The sequence below is a fragment of the Cupriavidus sp. 2TAF22 genome (assembly GCF_052115045.1).
In the GTDB taxonomy this organism is placed as follows: domain Bacteria; phylum Pseudomonadota; class Gammaproteobacteria; order Burkholderiales; family Burkholderiaceae; genus Cupriavidus.
The window spans coordinates 18,659-40,838 of record NZ_JBFRFX010000028.1; the positions used below are offsets into that span (position 1 = coordinate 18,659).

Genomic DNA, 22,180 nt, shown 5'->3' on the forward strand with positions numbered 1-22,180 from the left:
GGCGGTAGGGTTGACAGGTAGCGCCAACGTCATGCGGCGACGCACTAAATTGAGAAATTGTCGCGGCGCCACAACGCTTTATGCACCATTTGCAAGTCTGTGGGCGTTCTGCAACGTTGATTAGTGTCTTAATCTTTTCTGTTTTGTTAAATTTTCGCGGCGTTTACACGAAACGTAAACTCGTCCGCCGCCGCGATCCGGCCGCGGACACGACAGAACAGAAAAGGAGCACTATGAAGAAATCAGCCCTGACCCTTGCAATTGGCACGCTGCTGGCCGGCAGCGCGTACGCACAATCCTCCGTCACCCTGTACGGTATCGTTGACCAGAGCATCCGCTACACCAGCAACTCGAACGGCGCCAACGATAACCTGTTCCAGCTGACCAACGGCGCCATCACCAACAGCCGCTGGGGTATCAAGGGCAGCGAAGCCCTGGGTAACAACCTGAAGGCGATCTTCCAGCTGGAAAACGGCTTCGATCCTGATACCGGCCGCGCCAACCAGAGCAACCGCCTGTTCGGCCGTCAAGCCTACGTCGGCCTGGCCGGCGATTTCGGCACCATCAAGCTGGGCCGCCAGTACACCGAAGGCTTTACGCTGTTCGGCGACTTCGACCCGCTGACCATCGGCAACTACACGGGCAACGCCTGGCCGTTCTTCCTGACCAACTTCCGTAACGACAACGTCGTCAGCTACGACGGCAAGTTCGGCGGCCTGAACGTGGGCGCCAGCTACGGCTTCGGTGAAAAGGCAGGCAGCTTCACGACGTCGCAATACTGGGGCACGCGCGCTGCGTACGCCTTCGGTCCGTTCGGTATCGGCGGCGTGTACCAGGAAACCCGCGACGCCAACGGCAACAAGCAGCAAATGTGGGGCGCAGCCGGTAAGTACAGCTTCGGCGCAGCCAAGGTGTTCCTCGGCTACGTTGGCGGCAAGGACCGTACCGGTTCGGTCGACGCCAGCCTGAACGGCGACGCACTCGCTGCCGGCTCCATCAACGCGGTGCCGGCCGGCAACTTCACTGCCAACCCGCGCAAGGACATCATCGGCTACCTCGGCATGACCTATCAGGTCTCCCCGGCGCTGGCGCTGACCGGCGTGTTCTACGGCGATCACGTCAAGGACGTGAACGGCGTTGCCAACAGCTCGGGCAACCGCTACACCGGCGTGCTGCTGGCCGAGTACTCGCTGTCCAAGCGCACCCAGGTCTACGGCACCGTGGACTACAACAAGCTGACCGGCGGCACGAAGACCGAACTGCCGGGCAAGAACAATCAGACCGGCGCAGCTGTCGGTATCCGCCACATTTTCTGATTGCGCTTGATCTGATCGCCTTCACGGGCACGTCCCCGCCCACGCGGGGGCGCTTCAGACCGCAAGAAAGCCCCTTCGGGGGCTTTCTTGCTTTCTACGGCAGCATGGGCAGCTCGATATGCCAGGCGTCGGTATCCGTGCGCAGCAGGCCGCCGTGGCGCAGCAGCACCCGCTTGCAGAACTGCATGGCACCGGCATCCGCTGCACCGGCACCGGCACCGCCAGCGTCACCGGCCTCGGCGATGCGCGGCCCGGACAGCCGGCAGACGCCGCCGCAGATGCGCTGGCGCAGCCGCGCCGGCGAGCCCTCGCGGGCGGCATCCAGCGACAGTGCCATCAGCACGCGCAGCAGTTCGGACAGCATGGCAGGGTCGCCATGCTGTCCGAACTGCTGCGGCAGCGGCGAGAGCACGATATGCCGGCCAGGCTGTTCCGCGTTCCAGGCCGCCTGCGCCGCCGGGCCCGCCAGCGCATTCCACTCCAGCCGCTCCATGCGGTAGTCATGCTGCAGCTCGCGCAGCAGCCGCGCGAGATCGTCGACCAGGCGCAGCGAGGCCCTGGCGCAGCCGGCGGCCTGCGTGGCGAATTCCCCGGATGTCAGCAGCGGCGGCGCAGCGAGCCTGAGCGCCACGAGCGCCAGGATCGCGCTGTGCGGCGTGCGCAGGTCGTGCGACAGGCCGTGCCGGATGATCTGCCAGGATGCCTGCGCCGCTTCGTCGTACCGGGCCTGCGCGGACTTCGCGGGCGTGCCTCCCGCCCTCCCGGAGACAAGCTTCCCGAGCCGTTCGAGACGGCGCGCTGCCGCCAGCAGGCAGCGCGCCATGCGCACGGCCTCCCGGCCCAGCCAGGCCATCATGCGGCCGCCGGCGTCAGTTCGAGCCGGTAGCCATGCGTGTAGACGGGCAGCAGACGCAGCCCGTGCTCCGGGGTCAGGGCCAGCTTGCTGCGCACGCGCGACATGTGGGTATCGATGGTGCGCGACAGCGGCGAGATCTCGCGCCCCCACACCGCCGCCACGATATGGTCGCGCGACACGATGCGCCCTTCGTTGCGGAACAGCAGCACGGCGAGGTCGAACTCCTTGGGCGTGAGCCTGAGCGGCGTGGCCCGGTGGACCACCGTGCGCGCGGCGCAATCGAACAGGTAGCCGGCCAGCGCGACGCGCGCGCCACCGCCGCCGGGCTCCGGATAGGCGCGCCGCAGCAGCGACTCGGTGCGCGCCAGCAGCTCGCCGCGTCGCACCGGCTTGAGCATGTAGTCGTCGGCGCCGGTGGCGAGGCCGTCGACGATGTCTTCCTCGGCCGTGCGGCCGGTCACGAACATCACCGGCACGCGGCGGTCCAGGTTGGCCCGCACCCAGGTCAGCACCTCCTTGCCGGAGAGATCGGGCATGTGCCAGTCGAGCAGCAGCAGGTCGAAGTTTTCCTCGCGCAGGCGCAGCAGCATCTCGCGGCTGCGCGAGAAGGTCATGCACTCATGGCCCGCCTCGCCGAGGATCTGCCGGATCAGGGCTGCCTCGGCGGGCTGGTCTTCCAGTGAAGCGATCTTCATTCCCATGGTATTTGGCCGGTCTCGCGTTGTTTCGGGGGGATTTCACCCCGGGGGACGACCCGACGATGCGGGGCTTCCGGAATTAGATGCCCCGGCCGCGCGCGGGCACGTGAGAGTTTTCGCATTCGACGGCGGGCAACGCGGCGGCACATCCGCCGCGCCCCGGGGCGACGCTAAGATTTCCCGCACGGCCTTCGCCGCGCAAGCCCGCGGCGAAGACCATCACCGCACATCACCATGAGGAGAGGACTGCATGCGAATCGCCGTACTGGAGGACGATCCGGCCCGGGCCATCCTGCTGGAGCAGGCACTCACGCTGAGCGGGCATGATTCGCGGCGCTTTCGCGAGGGCGGCGCGCTGATGCAGGCGCTGCGCAGCGAGCCTTACGCGCTGCTGCTGATGACGTGGGAGATCCCCGGCATCTCGGCGCGGGATGTCCTGCTGTGGGTGCGGCGCACCCTGGGCGAGGAACTGCCGGTGATGCTGCTGAGCGAACAGGACGGCGATGCGCATATCGCCGACTGCTTTGCGCTCGGCGCCGATGCCGTGCTGCCGGCGCCGGTCCGCCGCGCGGAGCTGGCGGCGCGCGTGCGGGCGCTGCTGCGCCGCGAGCCGGTGGTGCAGGCCCGCAGCGAGCTGACGCTGGGGCCCTACCGCCTGGCACTGGCCGAGCGGCGCGTCTTCGTCAACGAGCGCCAGGTCAGGCTGGCGCCCAAGGAATTCGAGCTGGCGGCGCTGCTGTTCCGGCATGCCGGGCAGTTGCTGCTGCGCCAGACCATCGAGCAGGCCGTGTGGCGGCGTGCGATGCCGCCGGCGTCGCGCACGCTGGACAGCCATCTGTCGCGCGTGCGCACCAAGCTGGCGCTGGAGCCGCGCAATGGCGTGCGGCTGTCATCGGTCTACGCCACCGGCTGCCGGCTCGACCTGGTCGAGCCGGGCTGAGCGGACGCGCCCGGCGGGCGCCCGGGACCGCGCGAGGCGGTCCTGGCTAGCCACGCGGCCGCAGACGGCACGCGTATGCCGCGCGCCGCGCAACGACGCCAGGACCGGTCGTCCCGATATGGCTGCTTACTCGGCCTTGATGCCGGCTTCCTTCACGATGCGGGCGTTGTCGTCGTACTCAGCGCGGATTGCCGCGGCGAATTGCGCGGCGGTGCCGCCGGTGGGCACCTCGCCGCCCTTGAGCAGGCGCTCGCGCACCTCGGGCTCGGCCAGGGCCTTGTTCAGCTCGGTATTCAGCCTGGCGATGATGGCCGGCGGCGTGTGCGCCGGCGCGAAGATGCCGAAGGTCGAGGTCAGGTTGGCCTTGGGATAGCCCAGCTCGGCCAGTGTCGGCACATTGGCCATCGAGGCGATGCGCTTGGGCGCGCCCACCGCCAGCGCACGCAGGCGGCCGGCCTGCATGTGCTGGGTCAGCACCGGGCTGGCGTTGGTGCTCATCACCTCGAACTGCCCGCCGAGCGCGTCGTTCATCTGCTGGCCTGCGCCCTTGTAGGGAATCAGCGTCAGGTCGGCCTGGGCCCTGGACTTGACGTGCTCCAGCATCACGTGGCCGACCGTGCCGAGGCCGGAGGTGGCCCAGCGCACCGAGCCGGGCCGGGCCTTGGCCTGCGCCAGCAGGTCCTGGAAAGTCTTGCCGGCGAAGCTTTGGGTGGCCACCAGCAGCACCGGCGAGTACATCACGCTCATCACCGGCGCGATATCGCGCTGCGGATCGTAGTTGACGTGGCCCACGTGCGGGTTGAGCGTGAGCGGGCTGGTCGAGGCGAAGCCCAGCGTGTAGCCGTCCGGCGCGGCCTTGGCCACGGCGTCGATGCCGATGCTGCCGCCGGCGCCGGCCTTGTTCTCCACCACCACCGAGCCGCCCATCTGCGCCGACAGGCGCTCGCCGAGCGCGCGCGCCACGGCGTCGCTGATGCCGCCGGTGGGGTAGGCCACGATCAGGCGGATCGGACGCGAGGGATATGCGTCGGCGGCGCGGGCGGGCACGGCAGACAGGCTCGCCACGGCGGCGGCAAACACGGGCGCGGCGGCCAGCAAGGGAAATCGGCGGGAAACGGACATTGGCGGGGAAACGGCAGGGACGGTAAGAGACGAAGGCGGAGTTTATCCGATCGGGGATGCGTCACCGCCCGTGCCTGGGCCCGCCACCAGGGCACATTCGGGCACCCACGACACGAACAGCTCGTTGGCGCGGTCATAGAGGTGCCACACGGTGCCGCACTCGCGGCAGGTGAAGGTAAGCATGCTGAATGGCACGCCGGCGGCGCTCTGGCTTACCAGCGGCGCGGTGTGCTTGAGCGCCAGGCGCTCGTGCGGCTCGCGGCGGCGCGAATCCGCGGCCAGCGCCAGGCAGTGGCCGCAGGCGGCCCGGGCGGGGCGCGCGGGCGTGGGCCGGGAAGGGAGGGGGGGAGGCACAACAGACGTCATGCCCGCCATGATGCCGCAAAAACGGCGCGCCATTCATCCCGGCGCGTTCACCGCGGCTGCGCGGACGGCGCGCGCTGGCCCAGCCACACGCTGGCCAGCACCAGCAGCGCGCCCGCCATCTGCGCCGCGCTCAAGGTCTGGCCGAGCACCGCGAAGCCGAGCACGGTCGCGCTCACCGGGCTCAGCAGGCCGAGCGCCGACACCGCCGCCGTGGGCAGCCGCCCGATGCCGCGGAACCACAGCGCGTAGCTGATACCAGCGCCGGCGATGCACAGCCACGCGTAGCCCAGCACATTGGGCAGCGTCAGCCGTGCCGGCAGGGTCTCGAACGCCAGTGCGAAGGGCAGCAGGAACAGCGCGCCGGCGGTCAGCTGCCACGCGGTCAGCACCAGCGGCGAGACCGGCGGCCGCCAGCGCTTGGCCAGCACCGTGCCGAGCGCCATCGACACCGCCCCGGCAGCTGCCGCCTCCACGCCCACCGCATCGAGCCTGGCGGCCGGCCCGAGCACCAGCAGGGCCACGCCGCCGATGCCGCCAAACCCCGCCAGCCACGCCGCCAGGTGCGGCCGCGCGCCGAGCAGCAGCCATGCCAGCGCCACCACCAGCAGCGGCTGGATCGCGCCCACGGTGGCCGCCACCCCGCCCGGCAGGCGATAGGCCGCGATAAACAGCATGGCCTGGAACAAGCCGATATTGAGCACGCCCAGCACCGCCGCCTTCCACCACCAGCCGCCGGACGGCAATTGCCGGCCCCAGGCCAGCATGGCCAGCCCCGCCGGCAGCGCGCGGATGACGCCGGACAGCAGTGGCTGGCCGGGCGGCAGCCACTGGCTGGTGATGAGGTAGGTACTGCCCCAGACCAGCGGGGCGGAAGCGGTCAGCAGCACGTCGGCCGCGCGTACCCGCCCCTGCGGGGAAATCGCGGCGAGTGCCGGCATGGCAGGCGCCGCGGGGGATGCCGCCTGCGCCGGTGGGACGGGCGGGGCGATCGGAGTGATCGGAAGGGGCGGTGCGTCGGGCTTCATGCTGCTGGCCTCCGTGGCAACTCTTCTTCACAAGAAGAATCTTGATATCAAGATAAAATCCACTTTACGAAGTGAAAGGCTTGATGTCAAGATTCTTGCCATCCGCATAAATCGCAAATCGCAATACACATCCCATGGCCACCCGCGGCAAACCCAAGGCCACACCCCCTGCCGCGCCTCGCAGCGCCGGCAAGGAAGACGCGCCCGCGCAGCATCCCGCAAGCATGGGCGAGCCGGACCCTGCCGCGGACGGCGACCGCGTCGACCGCATCCTCGCCCAGTGGGCACGCGAGCGCCCCGATCTCGACGCCTCGCCGATGGGCATCATCGGCCGTGTCTGGCGCCTGGCGCGCCATACCGACCGCGCCGTGGAAGCCGCGCTGGCGCCCGTCGGCCTGAACAGCTGGGAGTTCGACGTGCTGGCCACGCTGCGCCGCTCGGGACCGCCCCATGCGCTCTCGCCGGGCGCGCTGATCGACTCGCTGATGATCACCTCGGGCACCATGACCAACCGCATCGACCATCTCGAACGCGCCGGCCTGGTGCGCCGCTGCCCGAATCCGGACGACAGGCGCGGGCTGCTGATCGAGCTGACACCCGAGGGCCGCGGCCGCATCGACCACGCGGTGGAGGTCCACGTGGCCAACGAGCACCGCCTGCTGGCGCGCCTCACGGCCGCCGAGCGCAAGCAGCTCGCCGGCCTGCTGCGGCGCTGGCTGCAGGGCTTCGAGCCGCCCGGCGAATAGGGTATCCGCCGCATCGGCGCCGGCACTGGCACGAAGCCTGCGATCCACACCGCCCTTTGACCGCATCGCCACCGCTTTCCATCGCCTTCCATCGCTTTCGATCCATCTCACCTACCACCCACCGTATTTCCGGAGACACCCGCATGCCCCCGCATTTCCGCCCGCGCGCCAGCGCACCCGCCCTCATGCTCGCCGCCCTCCTCTGCGCCGGTGCCGCGCAGGCCGCGCCGGTCGAGCCGGCCTACCAGTTGTCGCAGCAGGAAAAGCCCGCGCTGATCGCCACGCTCAAGGACCTGGTCTCGATCGAGTCCGGCAGCAAGGACATCGAAGGCCTGGACCGCATCGCCACGCTGATCCGCGACCGGCTCTCGGCCATGGGCGGCGACGCGAAGCTGATCGAGCCCACCGAGGTCTACCGCATGGAAGACACGCCCAAGCAGGTGGGCAAGATGGTGATGGCGCAGTTCAAGGGCACGGGAAAGCGCAACATCATGCTGATCGGCCACATGGACACGGTCTACCTGCGCGGCATGCTGGCGCAGCAGCCGTTCCGCATCGACGGCGAGCGCGCCTACGGCCTGGGCATCGCCGACGACAAGAACGGCGTGGCGGTGATCCTGCACACCGTGGCCATCCTGCAGAAGATGGGCTTCAAGGACTACGGCACCCTGACGGTGCTGATCAACGGCGACGAGGAAATCAGCTCTCCGGGCGCGCGCGCCATGCTGACCAAGATGGGCAGCCAGCAGGACGCGGTGTTCTCGTGCGAGGCCACGCGCGTGACCGGCGACCGCCTGTCGCTGGCCACCAGCGGCATCGGCGCGATCTCGCTGACCGTGCACGGCAAGTCCTCGCACGCCGGCAGCTCGCCCGAGCAGGGCCGCAACGCGCTGTACGAACTCTCCCACCAGATCCTGCAGATGCGCGACTTGTCCAACCCGGACACCGGTCTCAAGGTGAACTGGACGATCTCCTCGGCCGGCTCCAACCGCAACGTGATTCCCGCCATTGCCACGGCGCAGGCCGACGTGCGCGTGCTGCGCACCGCCGACTACGACGGCCTGGAGCGCACGCTGCAGGAGCGCGTCAAGAAGCAACTGATCCACGACACCAAGGTCGAGGTCAAGTTCGAGCGCCGCCGCCCGCCGCTCGAGGTCACCGATGCGGCGCGCAAGCTGGCCGCCCACGCGCAAGGCGTGTATGCCGAGATCGGCGAGAAGCTGGCGGTCTACGACACCGCCGAGGGCGGCGGCACCGACGCCGCCTTCGCCGCGGCCGCCACCAAGGCGCCGGTGATCGAGCGCTTCGGCCTGCGCGGCTTCGGCGCGCACTCGAACGACGCCGAATACGTCGACCTCAACTCGGTCACGCCGCGCCTGTACCTGCTGACGCGCATGATCATGGACGTCTCGCAGGACAAGACCGGGAACTGAGCCGGCGCGCCGGTCCACGCGCCAGCCTTGCCGCGGATGCCGGCCCCCGCAAGGGGCTGGCACGTTTCTCGCCTGCATCTCCCGCAGGCAGGAGCGCGGCAGGACAACCGGTGCGGCCGGGGTGCAACCTGCACGACCGGCCCGGATCTCTGCCCGAATCCCCGCGCATGCGCATGCCAGTTTAGGAAGTGCAGCGTGCGCAGTGAAGCCCGCGCTGCGTGGCCGGCCACGCAGCGGCCGGCCCGGTGGGAACCGGACCCCGGCCGGTTTGCGTCAGGCCGGTTTCTTGCGCCCGCCCAGGTCGGGCAGGAAGACCGCCAGCAGCCCCAGCAGCGGCAGGAAGGCGCACAGCCGGTAGACGGCCTGGATGCCTTGCGCGTCCGCCAGCGTGCCCAGCACCGCGGCGCCGATGCCGCCCATGCCGAAGGCAAAGCCGAAGAACAGGCCGGACACCATGCCCACCTTGCCGGGGATCAGCTCCTGCGCGAACACCAGGATGGCCGAGAACGCCGAGGCCAGGATAAAGCCGATGATGAACGACAGCACGCCGGTCCAGAACAGGTTGGCATGCGGCAGCATCAGCGTGAACGGCGCCACGCCCAGGATCGACGCCCAGATCACGCGCTTGCGGCCGATGCGGTCGCCGATCGGGCCGCCCAGGATGGTGCCGGCCGCCACCGCGAACAGGAAGGCGAACAGGTAGATCTGCGCGCTCTGGCGCTCCAGGCCGAAGCGCTCCATCAGGTAGAAGGTGTAGTAGGTGTTCAGGCTCGCCATGTAGAAATACTTGGAGAACACCAGCACCATCAGCACGATCATGGCGCGCACCACGGTGCTGCGCGGCAGCGGCGCGGCGGTGGAGACGGCCTTGCGCTTGCGCGCGGTGTGGGCCAGCTCGCGGCCGTACCAGCCGCCGATCTGCCACAGCACGGCGATCGCCAGCAGCGCGGCCAGCGAGAACCACGCCACGCTGCTCTGCTGGTGCACGATCCACGCCGCCAGCAGCGGCCCGGCCGCGCTGCCGGCATTGCCGCCGACCTGGAAGATCGACTGCGCCAGGCCGTGCTGGCCACCCGAGGCCATGCGCGCCACCCGCGACGATTCCGGGTGGAAGATCGACGAACCCGTGCCCACCAGCGCGGCCGCCACCAGCAGCACGCCGTAAGTGGGCGCCACCGACAGCAGCAACAGGCCGCACAGCGTGAAGCCCATGCCGATCGGCAGCGACTTCGGCTTGGGATGCTTGTCGGTGTACAGGCCGACCACCGGCTGCAGCAGCGACGCCGTGATCTGGTACGTCAGCGTCAGCAGGCCGATCTGCGTGAAACTAAGGTTGAAGCCGCCCTTGAGCATCGGATAGATGGCCAGGATCAGCGACTGGATCATGTCGTTGAGGAAATGCGAAAAGCTGATCGCCGACAGTACGCGGAAACCGGTCCGCTCCGCGGACTGGGTACTGTGGAGAGGCTGCGCCTGGCCCTGCGGCGAGGCGGTCGCGCCGCCTGGCGCGGTGTCGATGCGGCTGCTCATGATGGAATCGGGGGCTGGAAGAAAAACAATACGGGAATCTGGCAGCCATGCTAATTGGCGCGACTGCGCCTGTCCTGCGAGAATAGGGCCGGAACCTTGGAGAAAAGGACATGCCACGTCCCGCCACCGGCCAGCCTCCCCGCCCGCCCCGCGCCGCGTCCCCCGCTCGCCCGCGTACAGGTGGCGCACCGGCCATACCACCCCTCATCCCGGCCCACGCCGAAGACCGCGCCGACACCTACAGCGCGGCGCCGGCCTACCTGCGCTACGACCGCGGCCCCATGCCCGTCACCGCCATGGCGGCCGACTACCTGCCGAGCCATGTCACCAAGCCGCACCAGCATCCCCACGCGCAGCTGATCCACGCCGTGCACGGCGTGATGGTGGTCGCCACCGCCGAGGGGCAGTGGATCGTCCCGCCCACGCGCGGCATGTGGATGCCCGGCGGCACCGTGCACTGGATCCGCATGGTGGGCCACGTACGCATGCGCACCGCCTATATCCGGCCCGACGCGGCCGCCAACCTGCCCACGCGCTGCACCGTGCTCGGCATCAGCCCGCTGCTGCGGGAACTGATCCTCGCTGCCATCGACATTCCCACCCCCTACGCGGCCGAATCGCGCGATGGCCGCCTGATGCGCCTGCTGCTGGACGAAGTGATGCTGGTGCCCACCCTGCCCCTGCACCTGCCGCGCCCGGCCGATCCCGGCCTGCGCGAGATCTGCGATGCCATCGTCGGCGCGCCGGATACGGCGCTCACGCTGGCGGAATGGGGCGGGCGGCTGGGCCTCGACCCCAAGACCATCCAGCGCAAGTTCGCGCGCGAGACCGGGATGACGTTCGGGCAATGGCGGCAGCAGGCCCGGCTGCTGGCGGCGCTGGAGGGGCTGGCCGCAGGGGCCAAGGTGGTGGATGTGGCGCTGGACCTGGGCTATGACAGCCCGAGCGCGTTCTCGACGATGTTCCGCAAGCAGTTCGGCGTGCCACCGAGCGCCTTCTTCAGATAGGCGGCTGCGGTTGCGGTTGCGGCTGCGGCTGCGGTTGCGGTTGCGGTTGCGGTTGCGGTTGCGGTTGCGGCTGCGGCTGTGCTCCCGGCGGCAGGCGCCGGCCGCAGGCTGCGATCGCCGGCTGCGATCGCTGATGCAGGTACGGCCGTTAATAGCGTAATTGGCTGAGACCGGTCAAAGCTCGCGCGGCGCAATGCCGCCGGGATGCCAGCCCAGGCCGGGCCGGGCCGCTACCGATACCGATACCGACACCGATACCGCGCCCCGACCACCGCCCCGGCACCGGACATGCCGCCGTCAGGCCAGATACCGCTCCACCAGCCGCGTCCAGTACGCCGCGCCGACCGTCAGGTTCTCGTCGTTGAAGTCGTAGCCGGCGTTATGCAGCAGCGGCTGCCCCACGCCATTGCCCATGCGCACGAAGCAGCCCGGGCGCTGCTGCAGGAAATAGGCAAAGTCCTCGCTGCCGGCGATCTGCGGGAAGTGCCCCACCACCTTGTCCGGGCCGACCAGCTCCTCGGCGACCTGGCGCGCGAACTCGGTCTCGCGCTCGCTGTTGACCAGTACCGGGTAGCCGCGGATGTAGTCAATCTCCACGGTGGCGCCGTAGCCGTCCACGTGGGAGGTCACCAGTTTGGTGATGCGCGCCTCCAGAGTGCGGCGCACGTCCGGGCTGAAGGAGCGCACGCTCAGTTCCAGCTTGGCGCTTTCGGGGATCACGTTGGGCGCGTGGCCGGCGTGCAGCGTGCCGATGGTGACCACCGCGGTTTCGTTCGGGTCGATATTGCGCGCCACGATGCTCTGCAGCGCCATCACCAGGCTGCCGGCTACCAGGATCGGGTCGATCGCCTGGTGCGGGCGCGCGGCATGGCCGCCCTTGCCGCGGATGGTGATGGAGACCGTATCGCAGGCGGCCATGAAGGGGCCGGTGCGGAACATGAAGGTGCCGGCCTCCACGCCCGGGTGGTTGTGCAGGCCGAAGATCGCATCGCACGGAAAGCGCTCGAACAGGCCGTCGGCCAGCATGCGCTCGGCGCCGCCGCCCGCGCCGATCTCCTCGGCGGGCTGGAAGATCAGGTGCACGGTGCCGTTGAAGTTGCGCGTGCGCGCCAGCTGGCGCGCCGCGCCCAGCAGCACGGTGGTGTGGCCGTCGTGCCCGCACGCGTGCATCTTGCCGGCGTTGAGGCTCGCATAAGGCAGGCCGGTGCGCTCGTGGATGGGCAGCGCATCCATGTCGGCGCGCACGCCGACGGTGCGCGGGCTGTCGCCCTGGCGCAGGCGGCCGACCACGCCGGTGCCGCCCACATGGCGCGTCACCTCGTAGCCCCAGCCCTCGAGCTGGCTGGCGACCAGTTCGGCGGTGCGCACTTCGTCGAAGGCGAGTTCCGGATGCTGGTGGATGGTGTGGCGGATGGCTTCCAGCTCGGCGCGGCTGTCGGCCGTATCGGCCAGCTCGCACAAGCGCGCAAGGCGGAAGGCAAAAGGCTTGAGAGAAGGACTTGCGGGGGAGTCTGAAAGCAACGACTCCATCAATTCGGGGGCGTGTTCTGACATGGCAGTGCTCGTTTTTTCTAAGCGTATAGAAAACAGTATTTCACGCTAAGCACTGAGCGCAAACGGTTTAACCCTTTGTAGCGAAATCGGGCAACAAGTGTTGCGAACGGGGGACGGTCCGCGCACGCCGGGATCACAGGGGGAACTCGACGCGGCGACGGGGATCACAGTCCCCCCGCCTTCTGCGCGCCTCGCCGCATTCGTGCCGGCAGGTATCGCACGCGGTACAAGCCGCGTCCGGGCCGAGTCCGGGCGCAAAAAAAAGCGGCCGTTGCCGGCCGCCTTTTCCTCGCACTTCGCGTGACGCTTACCCCTTGGCGTACGCCACCACTGCCTGGGTCTGCTCGCCCAGCCCGTCGATGCCCAGCCGCATGGTGTCGCCAGCCTTGAGAAAGCGCGGGGGCTTGAAGCCCATGCCCACGCCCGGCGGCGTGCCGGTGCAGATCAGGTCGCCGGGATGCAGCGTCATGAAGCGGCTGACATAGCTCACCAGCGTGGCCACGTCGAACACCATGGTGGCGGTGCTGCCCTTCTGCACGCGCTCGCCGTTGACGTCCAGCCACAGGCCGAGCGCCTGCGGGTCGGCCACTTCGTCGCGCGTGACCAGCCACGGGCCGACCGGGCAGAAGGTATCGCAGCCCTTGCCCTTGTCCCAGGTGCCGCCGCGTTCGAGCTGGAACTCGCGCTCGGAGACATCGTTGACCACGCAGTAGCCGGCCACATGGGACAGCGCCTGCTCGCGCGGGACGTCGCGCGCGGCCGTGCCGATCACCACGCCCAGTTCCACTTCCCAGTCGCTCTTCTCGGAGCCGCGCGGCAGCATCACCGTGTCGTCGGGGCCGTTGAGCGAGCTGTTGGCCTTGAGGAAGACGATGGGCTCGCCCGGCAACGGCATGCCGGCCTCGGCGGCGTGGTCGGCGTAGTTCAGGCCGATGGCCACGATCTTGCCGATGCCGGTCCAGGGCACGCCGAAGCGCCCGCCCTGCACCACCGGCAGCGTGGCCGGGTCCAGCGCGGCCAGCCTGGCCAGCGCCTCGGCCGACAGTTGCTGCGGCCCCACGCCGTCGATCACGCCTGACAGGTCGCGCACGCGACCTTCCTTGTCGATCAGTCCCGGACGTTCTGCGCCCGGCTTGCCTACACGTACTAGTTTCATCGTTTCCCCTTGGCTTCGGTGGCTAAGCGGTGCGCGGGCTCGGACAGGGTCCGCGCGACCACGGTCAGGACTTCTTTGGCGGTGTTCTCGGAATGCCCGCGCAGCACCTGCGCCAGCCGTGGGCGGCCGGGTTCGCGCAGCGCGGACATGATGGCCTCGTGCTCCTCGTGCGATTCCTGCCAGCGCAGCATATCCGCATTGGCGGCGCCGCGCGCGCGGTGGACCTTGCTCATCAGCATGGCGTAGATGCCGGCCAGCACCGGGTTGGCGGCGCCGTCGATGATGAGCTGGTGGATCTCCTGGTTGGTGCGGAAGTACTCGGTGCGCCGGCCCGCTGCGTGCGCGTCGAGCATGGCCTGGTGCTTGCGCTCCAGGCGCGCCATCGTGGCATCCGACAGCCGCGTCGCGGCGAGTTCGCCGGCGGTGGCCTCGAGCCCGTGCAGGGTCTCGAAGGTGGAGCGCAGTTCGTCCAGGTCCAGCGCCGCCACGCGGTAGCCGATGTATTGCCGGTGCAGCACCAGCCCTTCCGACACCAGCACCTTGAGCGCCTCTCGCAGTGGCGTCTTGGAGACATCGAACATCTCGCAGAAGGCGCGCTCGTCGATGCGCGCACCTGGCGGCATCTCCCCTTCTTCGATCATGGTGCGCAGGCGGGCGGCGATTTCGGCCGACATGCCGAGCGTGCGCAGGCGCGTGGATTTAGGCAGCGTTTGAGTCACAGACATCACCGGGATGGGGAACATGCACCACAACAAGGCTATCACACACCGAAATTGTGCGTTTGCATCATAATAAAATCAATGACTTACAAGAGTTGTAATTACAGATTACGTATCCTATACTCCAGCCGGTTGCGCGACACACGAATTCAAACCGCCTCGGAGGTCGTTTCGGAAAGCAGCGAAGCAAGCCCCGGCCACGCGCCGGGCACGCTCGCCGGACGCTTTCCGGAACGACTTCTAAAATTCCTCAAAGGAGACACGCGTCATGCAAACGACAAGCCGGGCCGCGGCGCTAACGGAGACGAAGAGCTCCGTGCGCTGGAAGATTTTCCTGATGATGCTGTTCCTCATCGCCATCAACTACATCGACCGCGCGTCGCTGTCGGTGGCGATGCCGCTGATCGCCAAGGAGTTCGACCTCAGCCCCACCATGCAGGGCCTGATCCTCAGCTCCTTCTTCTGGACCTACGCGCTCATGCAGATCCCCGGCGGCATGCTGGCGGACAAGTACAAGCCGCGCATCGTGATCGCCATCGCCACCGTGTTCTGGGGCCTGTCCCAGGCGGCCGCGGCGTTCTGCACCAGTGCCACCTCGCTGCTGCTGACCCGCCTGGGCCTGGGCGCGGCCGAAGCGCCGATCTACCCGGCCGGCGGCAAGCTCAACGCGATCTGGATGACGCAGAACGAACGCGGCCGCGGCGCCACCCTGCTCGACGGCGGCGCGCCGCTGGGCGCCGCGCTCGGTGCCGTCATCATCACGTGGCTGATCACCGTGCTTGGCTCGTGGCGGCTGTCCTTCATCGTGGCCGGCGTAGGCACCGTGCTGGCCGGCCTGTGGGCATGGCACTACGTGCGCAACTCGCCGCGCGAGCATCGTGGCGTCAATGAACTGGAAGCGCGCTATATCGAGGAGGCCCAGGCCGCCGAACATCGCGCCGAGCCGGCCAATCTGTCGGGCCGTTCGCTGGACTTCTTCAAGTACCGCTCCGTGTGGTGCATGGCGATCGGCTGGATGTGCTTCAACAGCGTGTTCTACGGCCTGCTGACCTGGATGCCGAACTACCTGAACAAGGTGCACGGCTTCGACATCAAGCAGATGGGCGGCGCCAGCTTCATCATCTTCTTCTCGGGCTTCGTCGGCGAGCTGGTCGGCGGCTGGATCGCCGACAAGTGGAAAGCCGCGGGCGGCAGGCCCAACCGCGTGATGCGCACGCTGTTCGGCATCGCCGCGGTGGTCGCCACGGTCTCGATCTTCTCCGTGGCCTATGTGAAGGACCCGGTCGTCGTCGTGGCGCTGCTCTCCTCCACCCTGTTCTTCCTGCGCTGGTGCGGCCTGTTCTGGTGCATCCCGTCGATCCTGGGCACCCGCGACAAGGTGGGCGTGCTGGGCGGCATCATGAACCTGGGCGGCAATATCGGCGGCATCTCCGTGCCCATCATCGTCGGCATGATCGTGCAGTTCACCGGCTCCTACTTCCTGGCGCTGATGTTCTTCGCCGCCGCCGGCGTGGGCCTGCTGCTGGCGTCCACCGCGATCGACTACGAGAAGAAGCTGCCGGTCTGAGCAGCGCGCCCGCCATCCATCCACGATAACGAGCTTGGCCCGGCGCGCTGCATCGACGCGCGCCAGGGCCGCCAACTCCTGAAGCGAAAACCCGACATGACCAAACGTACCCTGCTCGGCATGCTCACGCCGTCCTCCAACACGGCGCTCGAACCCATCACCAGCGCGATGGTGAGCGGCCTGCCCAACGTCAGCGCGCATTTCTCGCGCTTCACCGTCACCGAGATCTCGCTGCGCGACCAGGCGCTGGGCCAGTTCGATCTCGACAAGATCATCGGCGCGGCCAGGCTGCTGGCGGACGCGCGCGTCGACGTGATCGCCTGGAACGGCACCTCGTCCGGCTGGCTCGGCTTCGACAAGGACGAAGCGCTGTGCCGCCAGATCACCGAAGCCACCGGCATCCCCGCCACCACCTCGGTGCTGGCGCTCAACGAAATCCTGAAGAAGACCGGCGCGCAGGACTTTGGCCTGGTCACGCCGTATCTCGACGACGTGCAGCAGCGCATCAGGCAGAACTACGAGCGCCACGGACTGCGCTGCACCGCCGAGCGGCACCTGGACCTGCACGTGAACTACAGCTTCGCCGAGGTCGAGGAGGACACCATCCGCCGCATGGTGCGCGAAGTGGCGCAGCACAAGCCCGCCGCCATCACCACGTTCTGCACCAATCTGCGCGCCGCGCACCTGGCGCAGGAACTGGAAGCCGAGACCGGCATCCCCGTCTACGACACCATCTCCACCGTCGTGTGGAAATCGCTGCGGCTGGCCGGCGTGGATACGCGCGAGCTGCGCGGATGGGGTCGCCTGTTCGCCGAAGTCCAGTAAGACAGGAGAATCCATGGACACCGCACTCGACCTGGTCATCCGCAACGCCGACGTGGTCACGGCCGCCGACCGCTTCACCTGCGACATCGGCGTGCGCGACGGCCGCATCGCCATGCTCGGCAGCGGCCTGCCGCGCGGCGCGCGCGAACTGGATGCGAGCGGCCTGCTCGCGCTACCCGGCGGCGTGGACGGCCATTGCCACCTCGACCAGCCGATGCCCGACGGCATGCGCATGGCCGACGATTTCTTCACCGGCACGCGCGCCGCCGTGTGCGGGGGCACTACCACCGTGATCCCGTTCGCGGCGCAGGAGAAGGGCGGCTCGCTCAAGGCCGCGGTGGCCGACTACCACCGCCGCGCCGAAGGCCGCGCCGTGGCCGACTACGGCTTCCACCTGATCGTGGCCGATCCCACCCCGCACGTGCTGCAGCACGAACTGCCCGCGCTGATCCGCCAGGGCTACACCTCGTTCAAGGTCTACATGACCTACGACGACCTCAAGCTCTCCGACCGCGAGATGCTCGATGTGCTCGACGTGGCCAAGCAAAACAATGCCCTGGTGATGGTGCACGCCGAGAACGCGGACTGCATCTCGTGGCTGACCGAGAAGCTGGTCGGGGAAGGGCGCATCTCGCCGCGCTTCCACGGCATGGCACGCCCGGCGCTGGTCGAGCGCGAAGCCACGCACCGCGCCATCACCTTCGCCGAACTGGTCGACGTGCCGATCCTGATCGTGCACGTGTCCGGCAAGGACGCGATCGAGCAGATCCGCTGGGCACAGGGCAGGGGACTGCCGATCCTGGCCGAGACCTGCCCGCAGTACCTGTACCTCACCGCCGAGGACATGGGCCTGCCGGGCGACGATGGCTACGAGGGCGCCAAGTGCGTGTGCAGCCCGCCGCCGCGCGACCCCGAGAACCAGGCCGCGGTATGGCGCGCGCTGGTCAATGGCGTGTTCAGCGTGTTTTCCTCGGACCACGCACCGTTCAGCTACGACGATCCGCAGGGCAAGAAGCTCGGCGGGCAGGCGCAGCCGTTCGACCACATCCCCAACGGCGTGCCCGGCATCGAAACGCGCCTGCCGCTGCTGTTCGACGGCGTGGCCAGGGGCAAGCTCTCGCTGCACCAGTTCGTCGAACTCACCTCCTACCGGCCGGCGCGCCTGTACGGCCTGTATCCGCGCAAGGGAACGATCGCGGTGGGGGCCGATGCGGATATCGCGCTGTGGGATCCGCAACGCAAGGTGCGCATCGCCAACAGCGCCTTGCACCACGCGGTGGACTACACACCGTACGAAGGCATCGAGGTGACCGGCTGGCCGGTGCATTGCCTGTCGCGCGGCGAGATGCTGGTCGAGGACGGCGTCTATCTCGAGCCGCAACCCGGCCGCGGCCGCTTCCTCGAAGCCGGCGCGCCGCTGCTGGACTGAGCCGTCGCCGGCCGCGCACCCGAGGTCGTTCCGACGCCCCTGGCGGCGTCGGATCTTCGTATTCCCTGTTCGAGCATCATCATGCGAATTCTTGTTGTGAACCCGAATATCTCCGAGAGCGTGACGTCGCTGATCCATGCGGAGGCTTCGCGCTCGGCGTCGCCCGGCACGGCCCTGGCGATGGCCACGGCGCAGTTCGGCGTGGCCTATATCGAGACGCGCTTCGAAGCGCTGGTGGGCGGCTACGCCACCGCGTGCGCAGTCGCCGCGCACCAGGGCCAGTTCGACGGCGTGGTGGTGGCGGCCTTCGGCGATCCTGGCCTGGCGGGGCTGAAGGAGTTGTGCAATGTGCCGGTGGTGGGCATGACCGAAGCGGCGCTGGCCAGCGCCTGCCTGCTCGGGCAGCGCTTCTCCATCATCGCGATCTCGCACCGTATCGAGGCGTGGTATCGCGAGTGCGTCGCGGCCAACGGCCTGTCCGCGCGGCTGGCCAGCGTGCGTTCGCTGCAGCAACCGCTGCGCGATATCGGCAGCGTGCAGGAGGACCACGCCGCGCGGCTGGAAGAACTGAGCCTGCAGGCCGTGCGCGAGGACGGCGCCGACGTGATCATCGTGGCCGGCGCGCCGCTTGCGGGGCTGGCGCGCACGCTCAAGGACCGCATCCCGGTGCCGGTGGTGGACGGCGTATCGAGCGCGATCCGGCATTGCGAAAGCCTGGTCGCACTGGCGCCGGCCGGCGCCACCGAAGGCAGCTTCGCGCGCCCGCCGCGCAAGCCCAACCGCGGGCTGCCGCCGACGCTGGCGGCAATGCTGGACTGAGCCCGCGTCGCTTGCGCTACGCCGCCGCGCACAGGCCGAGCTGGTCCAGGCTCGTGCGCAGTGCCTGCCCGAGCGGGGTGCGCGGCAGCGCGCCCACCAGCGCGTCCAGCGCGCTGCCGTCCATGGCATGCGGCACCTTCCACAGGTAGGCCATCTCGGCAAGCTCGCGCCACATCGGCACCAGCGCGGCGCCGGCGCGGATCAGCCACCACGGCATGCCGCCCACGCGCGGCGGCTGCCGCAGGCCGCCGGCATCGCCCAGCGCGGCCACCAGTTCGTCGCCCGTCAAGGTGTGCCCCGCGAAATGCAGCACCGTGTGGCCGCGCAGCGTCGCGTGGCGCGTGGCCACGGCGACAAAGGCCTGCGCCAGGTCCGGCAGGTAGGCCCAGGCATGCGCGCGGTCGCGCGGACCCGGGTAGACCACCTTGCCCTGGCCGAGCGACCTGGCGATCGCCAGGTCCATCCATGATCCGCGACCCGGGCCGCCGAAATAATCGCCGGCGCGGATGACCACGCTGCGCAACGCCGGCGTGCGTTCGCGCATGGCCGCCTCGATGTCGTGGCGGATCTTGCTCTTGCGTGCGGTGGGCCGCTGCGCAGTGTCCGGGCGCAGCAGCGGCGGCATCGATTCCCCAAAGTTGTAGACGTTGCCGGGAAACATCAGCAGGGCGTCGAGCGCCAGCGCCACTTCCTCGGCGGCGCGTGCCAGCGCGGCAGCGTGCCGCGCCCATTCGGTATAGGCCGGGTTGAGCGCGTTGATCACCACGCTGGCGCCGTGCGCCGCCGCTGCCAGTCGCGCGGTCTGCGTCACGTCGAGGTCCAGCGCCCGCACCGCCGGCGGCACCGGTCCCGCCAGCGGCCGGCGCGCCTGCGCCAGCACCTGCCATCCGGCGCCGGCGAAGGCGTCCACCAGGGTCCGGCCCAGCCGGCCGTTGGCGCCAAGGATCAGCACGGTCTTGCTCATGACGTTCTCCATGTTGCGCCGGTCGCATCGTGCTCCGGCCGGGTCCGATGCAGGCTATTGTGCGCGGGGTGCGATGACTCCACAATTGCATGACTTCGCAATCCGCGAATGCAGTTTTGAATAGCGTCGCCGGGCGCGGCGCGGCATCGCTCAAGGAGCAAACCGGGTGGCGGACGAATTCGACTGGACGCTGATGCGCTCCTTCCTGGCGGTGATGGAATGCGGCAGCCTGCTGGGCGCGGCGCGCCGGCTCGCCAGCAGCCAGCCCACGCTCGGGCGCCATGTGGCGCAACTGGAGACGCAGCTCGGCGTGCCCCTGTTCGAGCGCACCGGCCACGGCCTGCGGCCCACCGATGCGGCGCGCGCCATTGCCGGACACGCGCGCGCCATGCAGGAAGGCGCCGACGCGGTGGCGCGCGCGCTGGCCGGCAGCGATGCGGGCATCGCCGGCACCGTACGCGTATCGGCCAGCCGCGTGGTGGCCAGCTACCTGCTGCCGCCGCTGCTGGCGGACCTGCGCCTGCGCGAGCCGCAACTGGCCATCGAGGTGGTGTCGTCCAACGAAGTCAGCAACCTGCTGCGGCGCGAGGCCGACATCGCCATCCGCATGGTGCGGCCCAGCCAGGCCTCGCTGATCGCGCGCAAGGTTGCGTCGCTGGCGCTGTGCGCCTGCGCGCATGAAGACTATCTGCGCCGCAAGGGCGTGCCGCGCACGGCGCGCGACCTGCTGCGCCACGAACTGATCGGCTACGACCGCGACGACACCATCGTGCGCGGCCTGCGCGGCACGGGCCTGGAGATCACCCGCGACGCGTTCAGCGTGCGCAGCGACGACGATATCGTGTTGTGGCAATTGATACGCGCCGGCCTCGGGGTGGGCTTCGCCGCGCGCTATCTCGTCGCCGGCGATGCGCGCGTGCGCACCGTGCTGCCGGCGCTGCCGATCCCGCCGCTACCGGTCTGGCTCACCGTGCACCGCGAGATCCGCGGCAGCGCGCGCATCCGCACCGTCTACGATTTCCTGGCCAGCGCCATTCCCGCCGTGGTGGCGGCATCGTAGGCCGGCAGGGCTTGCGCTGCGCGGCGCCTATTCGTCCAGCCTCACATGCTCCGCCAGGTGGCCGACCACGGTGGCAATGCGGCGCAGGTGGCGCGATTCGGGATGGGTCAGCAGCCACAGGTCGGTCTCGCATTCGTCGAGCGGACCGCTGAGTGCCACCAGCTTGCCGCTGCGCCGCCCGATCATCAGCGAGACGATGCCGGCGCCGAGCCCGCCTTCGATGGCCTCGACCACGCCGGCAATGCTGTTGACGCGGTACTGCGGCGCCACGCGCGGCAGGTGCTTGCGGCGCCAGCGCACGGAAGGATGATCGGGCATGGCTTCGTCGGGCGCGACCCAGGGCAAGGTGGCGAGCGCCGCGAGATCGACGCCCGCGCCGTCCTCCGGCACGCTCACGCCCGCCGCCGCGAGCAGGTCGCGCGAGGCGAACACCGCCACGCGCAGGGGACCAAGGCGCCTGCCGATCAGGTGGTCGGGCGGCTGGCGCGTGGCGCGCACGGCGATGTCGGCATCGCGCCGGGTCAGGCTGACCAGCTCGTTGGTGGCGATCAGCTCGAAGCTCAGCCCGGGATGGGCGCGTCCGAGCGGCGCCAGCGCGGGCAGCACCATGCCGTGCAGCACGGTGTCGGTGGTGGTGATGCGCACCAGCCCAGACACCGTGCCCGCGGTCACCGAGGCATGCGCGCGGGCCGCTTCCAGCTCGGCCTCGATGCGCTCGGCGTGCTGGGCGAACTGCTGCGCCAGCTCGGTGGCGAGGTAGCCCGCGCGGCTGCGCTCGAACAGGCGCCGGCCCAGGCCCTTTTCGATGCGCTGCAAGGCGCGGAACACGGTGGAGGCATCGAGCCCGAGCCGGCGGCCGGCCTCGGCCAGGGTCGAGCAGCGCACCAGCGCCAGCACGATGTCGAGATCGGGGGAAGACAGCTGATAGGGAGTGGGCATAAGCACCGCCATTGCAATCCTGCAGTCATGACTTGCAGTCGCGCGCATTGCGATTGCACATGCGCAATCCTAGACTGCCTGCACGGTCGCGACAAGTTGTGGCGCCAGA

General features: G+C 69.2%; 21 protein-coding genes. 10 read left to right on the top strand and 11 right to left on the bottom strand.

Features of this window, described 5'->3' with window-relative positions:
- Nucleotides 1-233: 233 nt before the first annotated feature.
- Nucleotides 234-1,316 carry a porin gene (locus tag AB4Z48_RS28120; protein ID WP_441620049.1) on the top strand — a complete coding sequence of 361 codons (1,083 nt, stop codon included), beginning with the start codon at nt 234-236 and terminating at the stop codon, nt 1,314-1,316.
- A 94-nt stretch (nt 1,317-1,410) separates the two neighbouring features.
- On the opposite strand, the gene AB4Z48_RS28125 is transcribed toward AB4Z48_RS28120, so the two are convergent.
- Both AB4Z48_RS28125 and AB4Z48_RS28130 read right to left on the bottom strand, forming a co-directional pair.
- Nucleotides 1,411-2,172, bottom strand: a complete 762-nt coding sequence (locus AB4Z48_RS28125; protein WP_441620051.1) for a hypothetical protein — start codon at nt 2,170-2,172, stop codon at nt 1,411-1,413.
- Entirely contained in the window at nt 2,169-2,867 is a 699-nt protein-coding gene (locus AB4Z48_RS28130) for a response regulator transcription factor (RefSeq protein ID WP_441620175.1), read from the bottom strand. Before AB4Z48_RS28130 ends, AB4Z48_RS28125 begins: the two co-directional genes overlap by 4 nt.
- 253 nt (nt 2,868-3,120) lie before the next feature.
- Here AB4Z48_RS28130 and AB4Z48_RS28135 point away from each other — a divergent pair, with 253 nt between their 5' ends.
- Nucleotides 3,121-3,810, top strand: a complete 690-nt coding sequence (locus tag AB4Z48_RS28135) for a response regulator transcription factor (RefSeq protein ID WP_441620053.1) — start codon at nt 3,121-3,123, stop codon at nt 3,808-3,810.
- Between the two features lie 126 nt (nt 3,811-3,936).
- On the opposite strand, the gene AB4Z48_RS28140 is transcribed toward AB4Z48_RS28135, so the two are convergent.
- From AB4Z48_RS28140 to AB4Z48_RS28150, 3 genes are read right to left on the bottom strand one after another with little or no spacing between them, the layout of a single operon-like run.
- On the bottom strand, nt 3,937-4,932 hold the full coding sequence (locus tag AB4Z48_RS28140) for a Bug family tripartite tricarboxylate transporter substrate binding protein (protein ID WP_441620055.1): 996 nt from the start codon (nt 4,930-4,932) through the stop codon (nt 3,937-3,939).
- A gap of 42 nt (nt 4,933-4,974) precedes the next feature.
- Entirely contained in the window at nt 4,975-5,307 is a 333-nt protein-coding gene (locus AB4Z48_RS28145; protein ID WP_441620176.1) for a hypothetical protein, read from the bottom strand.
- Between the two features lie 38 nt (nt 5,308-5,345).
- Complete coding sequence (locus AB4Z48_RS28150; protein ID WP_441620057.1) at nt 5,346-6,236, bottom strand: EamA family transporter; 891 nt, start codon at nt 6,234-6,236, stop codon at nt 5,346-5,348.
- 311 nt (nt 6,237-6,547) lie between these two features.
- On the opposite strand from AB4Z48_RS28150, the gene AB4Z48_RS28155 reads away from it, so the two are divergent.
- Both AB4Z48_RS28155 and AB4Z48_RS28160 read left to right on the top strand, forming a co-directional pair.
- Nucleotides 6,548-7,069, top strand: coding sequence for a MarR family winged helix-turn-helix transcriptional regulator (locus AB4Z48_RS28155; protein ID WP_441620178.1), 522 nt, complete (start codon nt 6,548-6,550; stop codon nt 7,067-7,069).
- A 143-nt stretch (nt 7,070-7,212) separates the two neighbouring features.
- Complete coding sequence (locus AB4Z48_RS28160) at nt 7,213-8,502, top strand: M20/M25/M40 family metallo-hydrolase (protein ID WP_441620058.1); 1,290 nt, start codon at nt 7,213-7,215, stop codon at nt 8,500-8,502.
- A 273-nt stretch (nt 8,503-8,775) separates the two neighbouring features.
- On the opposite strand, the gene AB4Z48_RS28165 is transcribed toward AB4Z48_RS28160, so the two are convergent.
- Nucleotides 8,776-10,032 (bottom strand): MFS transporter, encoded by a 1,257-nt coding sequence (locus AB4Z48_RS28165; RefSeq protein ID WP_441620060.1) that lies wholly within the window; start codon nt 10,030-10,032, stop codon nt 8,776-8,778.
- A 110-nt stretch (nt 10,033-10,142) separates the two neighbouring features.
- On the opposite strand from AB4Z48_RS28165, the gene AB4Z48_RS28170 reads away from it, so the two are divergent.
- Nucleotides 10,143-11,039 carry an AraC family transcriptional regulator gene (locus tag AB4Z48_RS28170; RefSeq protein WP_441620062.1) on the top strand — a complete coding sequence of 299 codons (897 nt, stop codon included), beginning with the start codon at nt 10,143-10,145 and terminating at the stop codon, nt 11,037-11,039.
- A 297-nt stretch (nt 11,040-11,336) separates the two neighbouring features.
- Here AB4Z48_RS28170 and AB4Z48_RS28175 read toward each other — a convergent pair whose 3' ends face one another.
- The 3 genes from AB4Z48_RS28175 to AB4Z48_RS28185 form a co-directional block, all read right to left on the bottom strand.
- Nucleotides 11,337-12,593 carry a M20 aminoacylase family protein gene (locus tag AB4Z48_RS28175; RefSeq protein ID WP_441620064.1) on the bottom strand — a complete coding sequence of 419 codons (1,257 nt, stop codon included), beginning with the start codon at nt 12,591-12,593 and terminating at the stop codon, nt 11,337-11,339.
- A gap of 307 nt (nt 12,594-12,900) precedes the next feature.
- Nucleotides 12,901-13,749: a fumarylacetoacetate hydrolase family protein gene (locus AB4Z48_RS28180; protein ID WP_441620065.1), complete on the bottom strand. Its 849-nt coding sequence runs from the start codon at nt 13,747-13,749 to the stop codon at nt 12,901-12,903.
- Entirely contained in the window at nt 13,746-14,474 is a 729-nt protein-coding gene (locus AB4Z48_RS28185; protein WP_441620067.1) for a GntR family transcriptional regulator, read from the bottom strand. The genes AB4Z48_RS28180 and AB4Z48_RS28185 overlap by 4 nt, the downstream gene beginning before the upstream one ends.
- Before the next feature lie 262 nt (nt 14,475-14,736).
- On the opposite strand from AB4Z48_RS28185, the gene AB4Z48_RS28190 reads away from it, so the two are divergent.
- The 4 genes from AB4Z48_RS28190 to AB4Z48_RS28205 all read left to right on the top strand — a co-directional run bounded on the left by AB4Z48_RS28190 (nt 14,737) and on the right by AB4Z48_RS28205 (nt 19,108).
- Complete coding sequence (locus AB4Z48_RS28190) at nt 14,737-16,035, top strand: MFS transporter (RefSeq protein ID WP_441620069.1); 1,299 nt, start codon at nt 14,737-14,739, stop codon at nt 16,033-16,035.
- Between the two features lie 96 nt (nt 16,036-16,131).
- A complete protein-coding gene (locus AB4Z48_RS28195; RefSeq protein ID WP_441620071.1) occupies nt 16,132-16,860 on the top strand; it encodes a maleate cis-trans isomerase family protein in 729 nt (242 codons plus the stop codon).
- Between the two features lie 13 nt (nt 16,861-16,873).
- Nucleotides 16,874-18,289, top strand: a complete 1,416-nt coding sequence (hydA, locus tag AB4Z48_RS28200; RefSeq protein ID WP_441620072.1) for a dihydropyrimidinase — start codon at nt 16,874-16,876, stop codon at nt 18,287-18,289.
- An 81-nt stretch (nt 18,290-18,370) separates the two neighbouring features.
- Entirely contained in the window at nt 18,371-19,108 is a 738-nt protein-coding gene (locus AB4Z48_RS28205; RefSeq protein WP_441620074.1) for an aspartate/glutamate racemase family protein, read from the top strand.
- Between the two features lie 16 nt (nt 19,109-19,124).
- Here the strand turns inward: AB4Z48_RS28205 and AB4Z48_RS28210 are convergent, their stop codons facing one another.
- The gene (locus tag AB4Z48_RS28210) at nt 19,125-20,072 is read right to left on the bottom strand and encodes an NAD(P)H-binding protein (RefSeq protein WP_441620076.1); all 948 of its coding nucleotides are present in this window, start codon (nt 20,070-20,072) and stop codon (nt 19,125-19,127) included.
- 166 nt (nt 20,073-20,238) lie between these two features.
- Between AB4Z48_RS28210 and AB4Z48_RS28215 the strand changes: the two genes are divergently transcribed.
- The gene (locus AB4Z48_RS28215; RefSeq protein ID WP_441620078.1) at nt 20,239-21,132 is read left to right on the top strand and encodes a LysR family transcriptional regulator; all 894 of its coding nucleotides are present in this window, start codon (nt 20,239-20,241) and stop codon (nt 21,130-21,132) included.
- Between the two features lie 27 nt (nt 21,133-21,159).
- Here the strand turns inward: AB4Z48_RS28215 and AB4Z48_RS28220 are convergent, their stop codons facing one another.
- A complete protein-coding gene (locus AB4Z48_RS28220; protein WP_441620079.1) occupies nt 21,160-22,071 on the bottom strand; it encodes a LysR family transcriptional regulator in 912 nt (303 codons plus the stop codon).
- Nucleotides 22,072-22,180 lie beyond the last annotated feature (109 nt).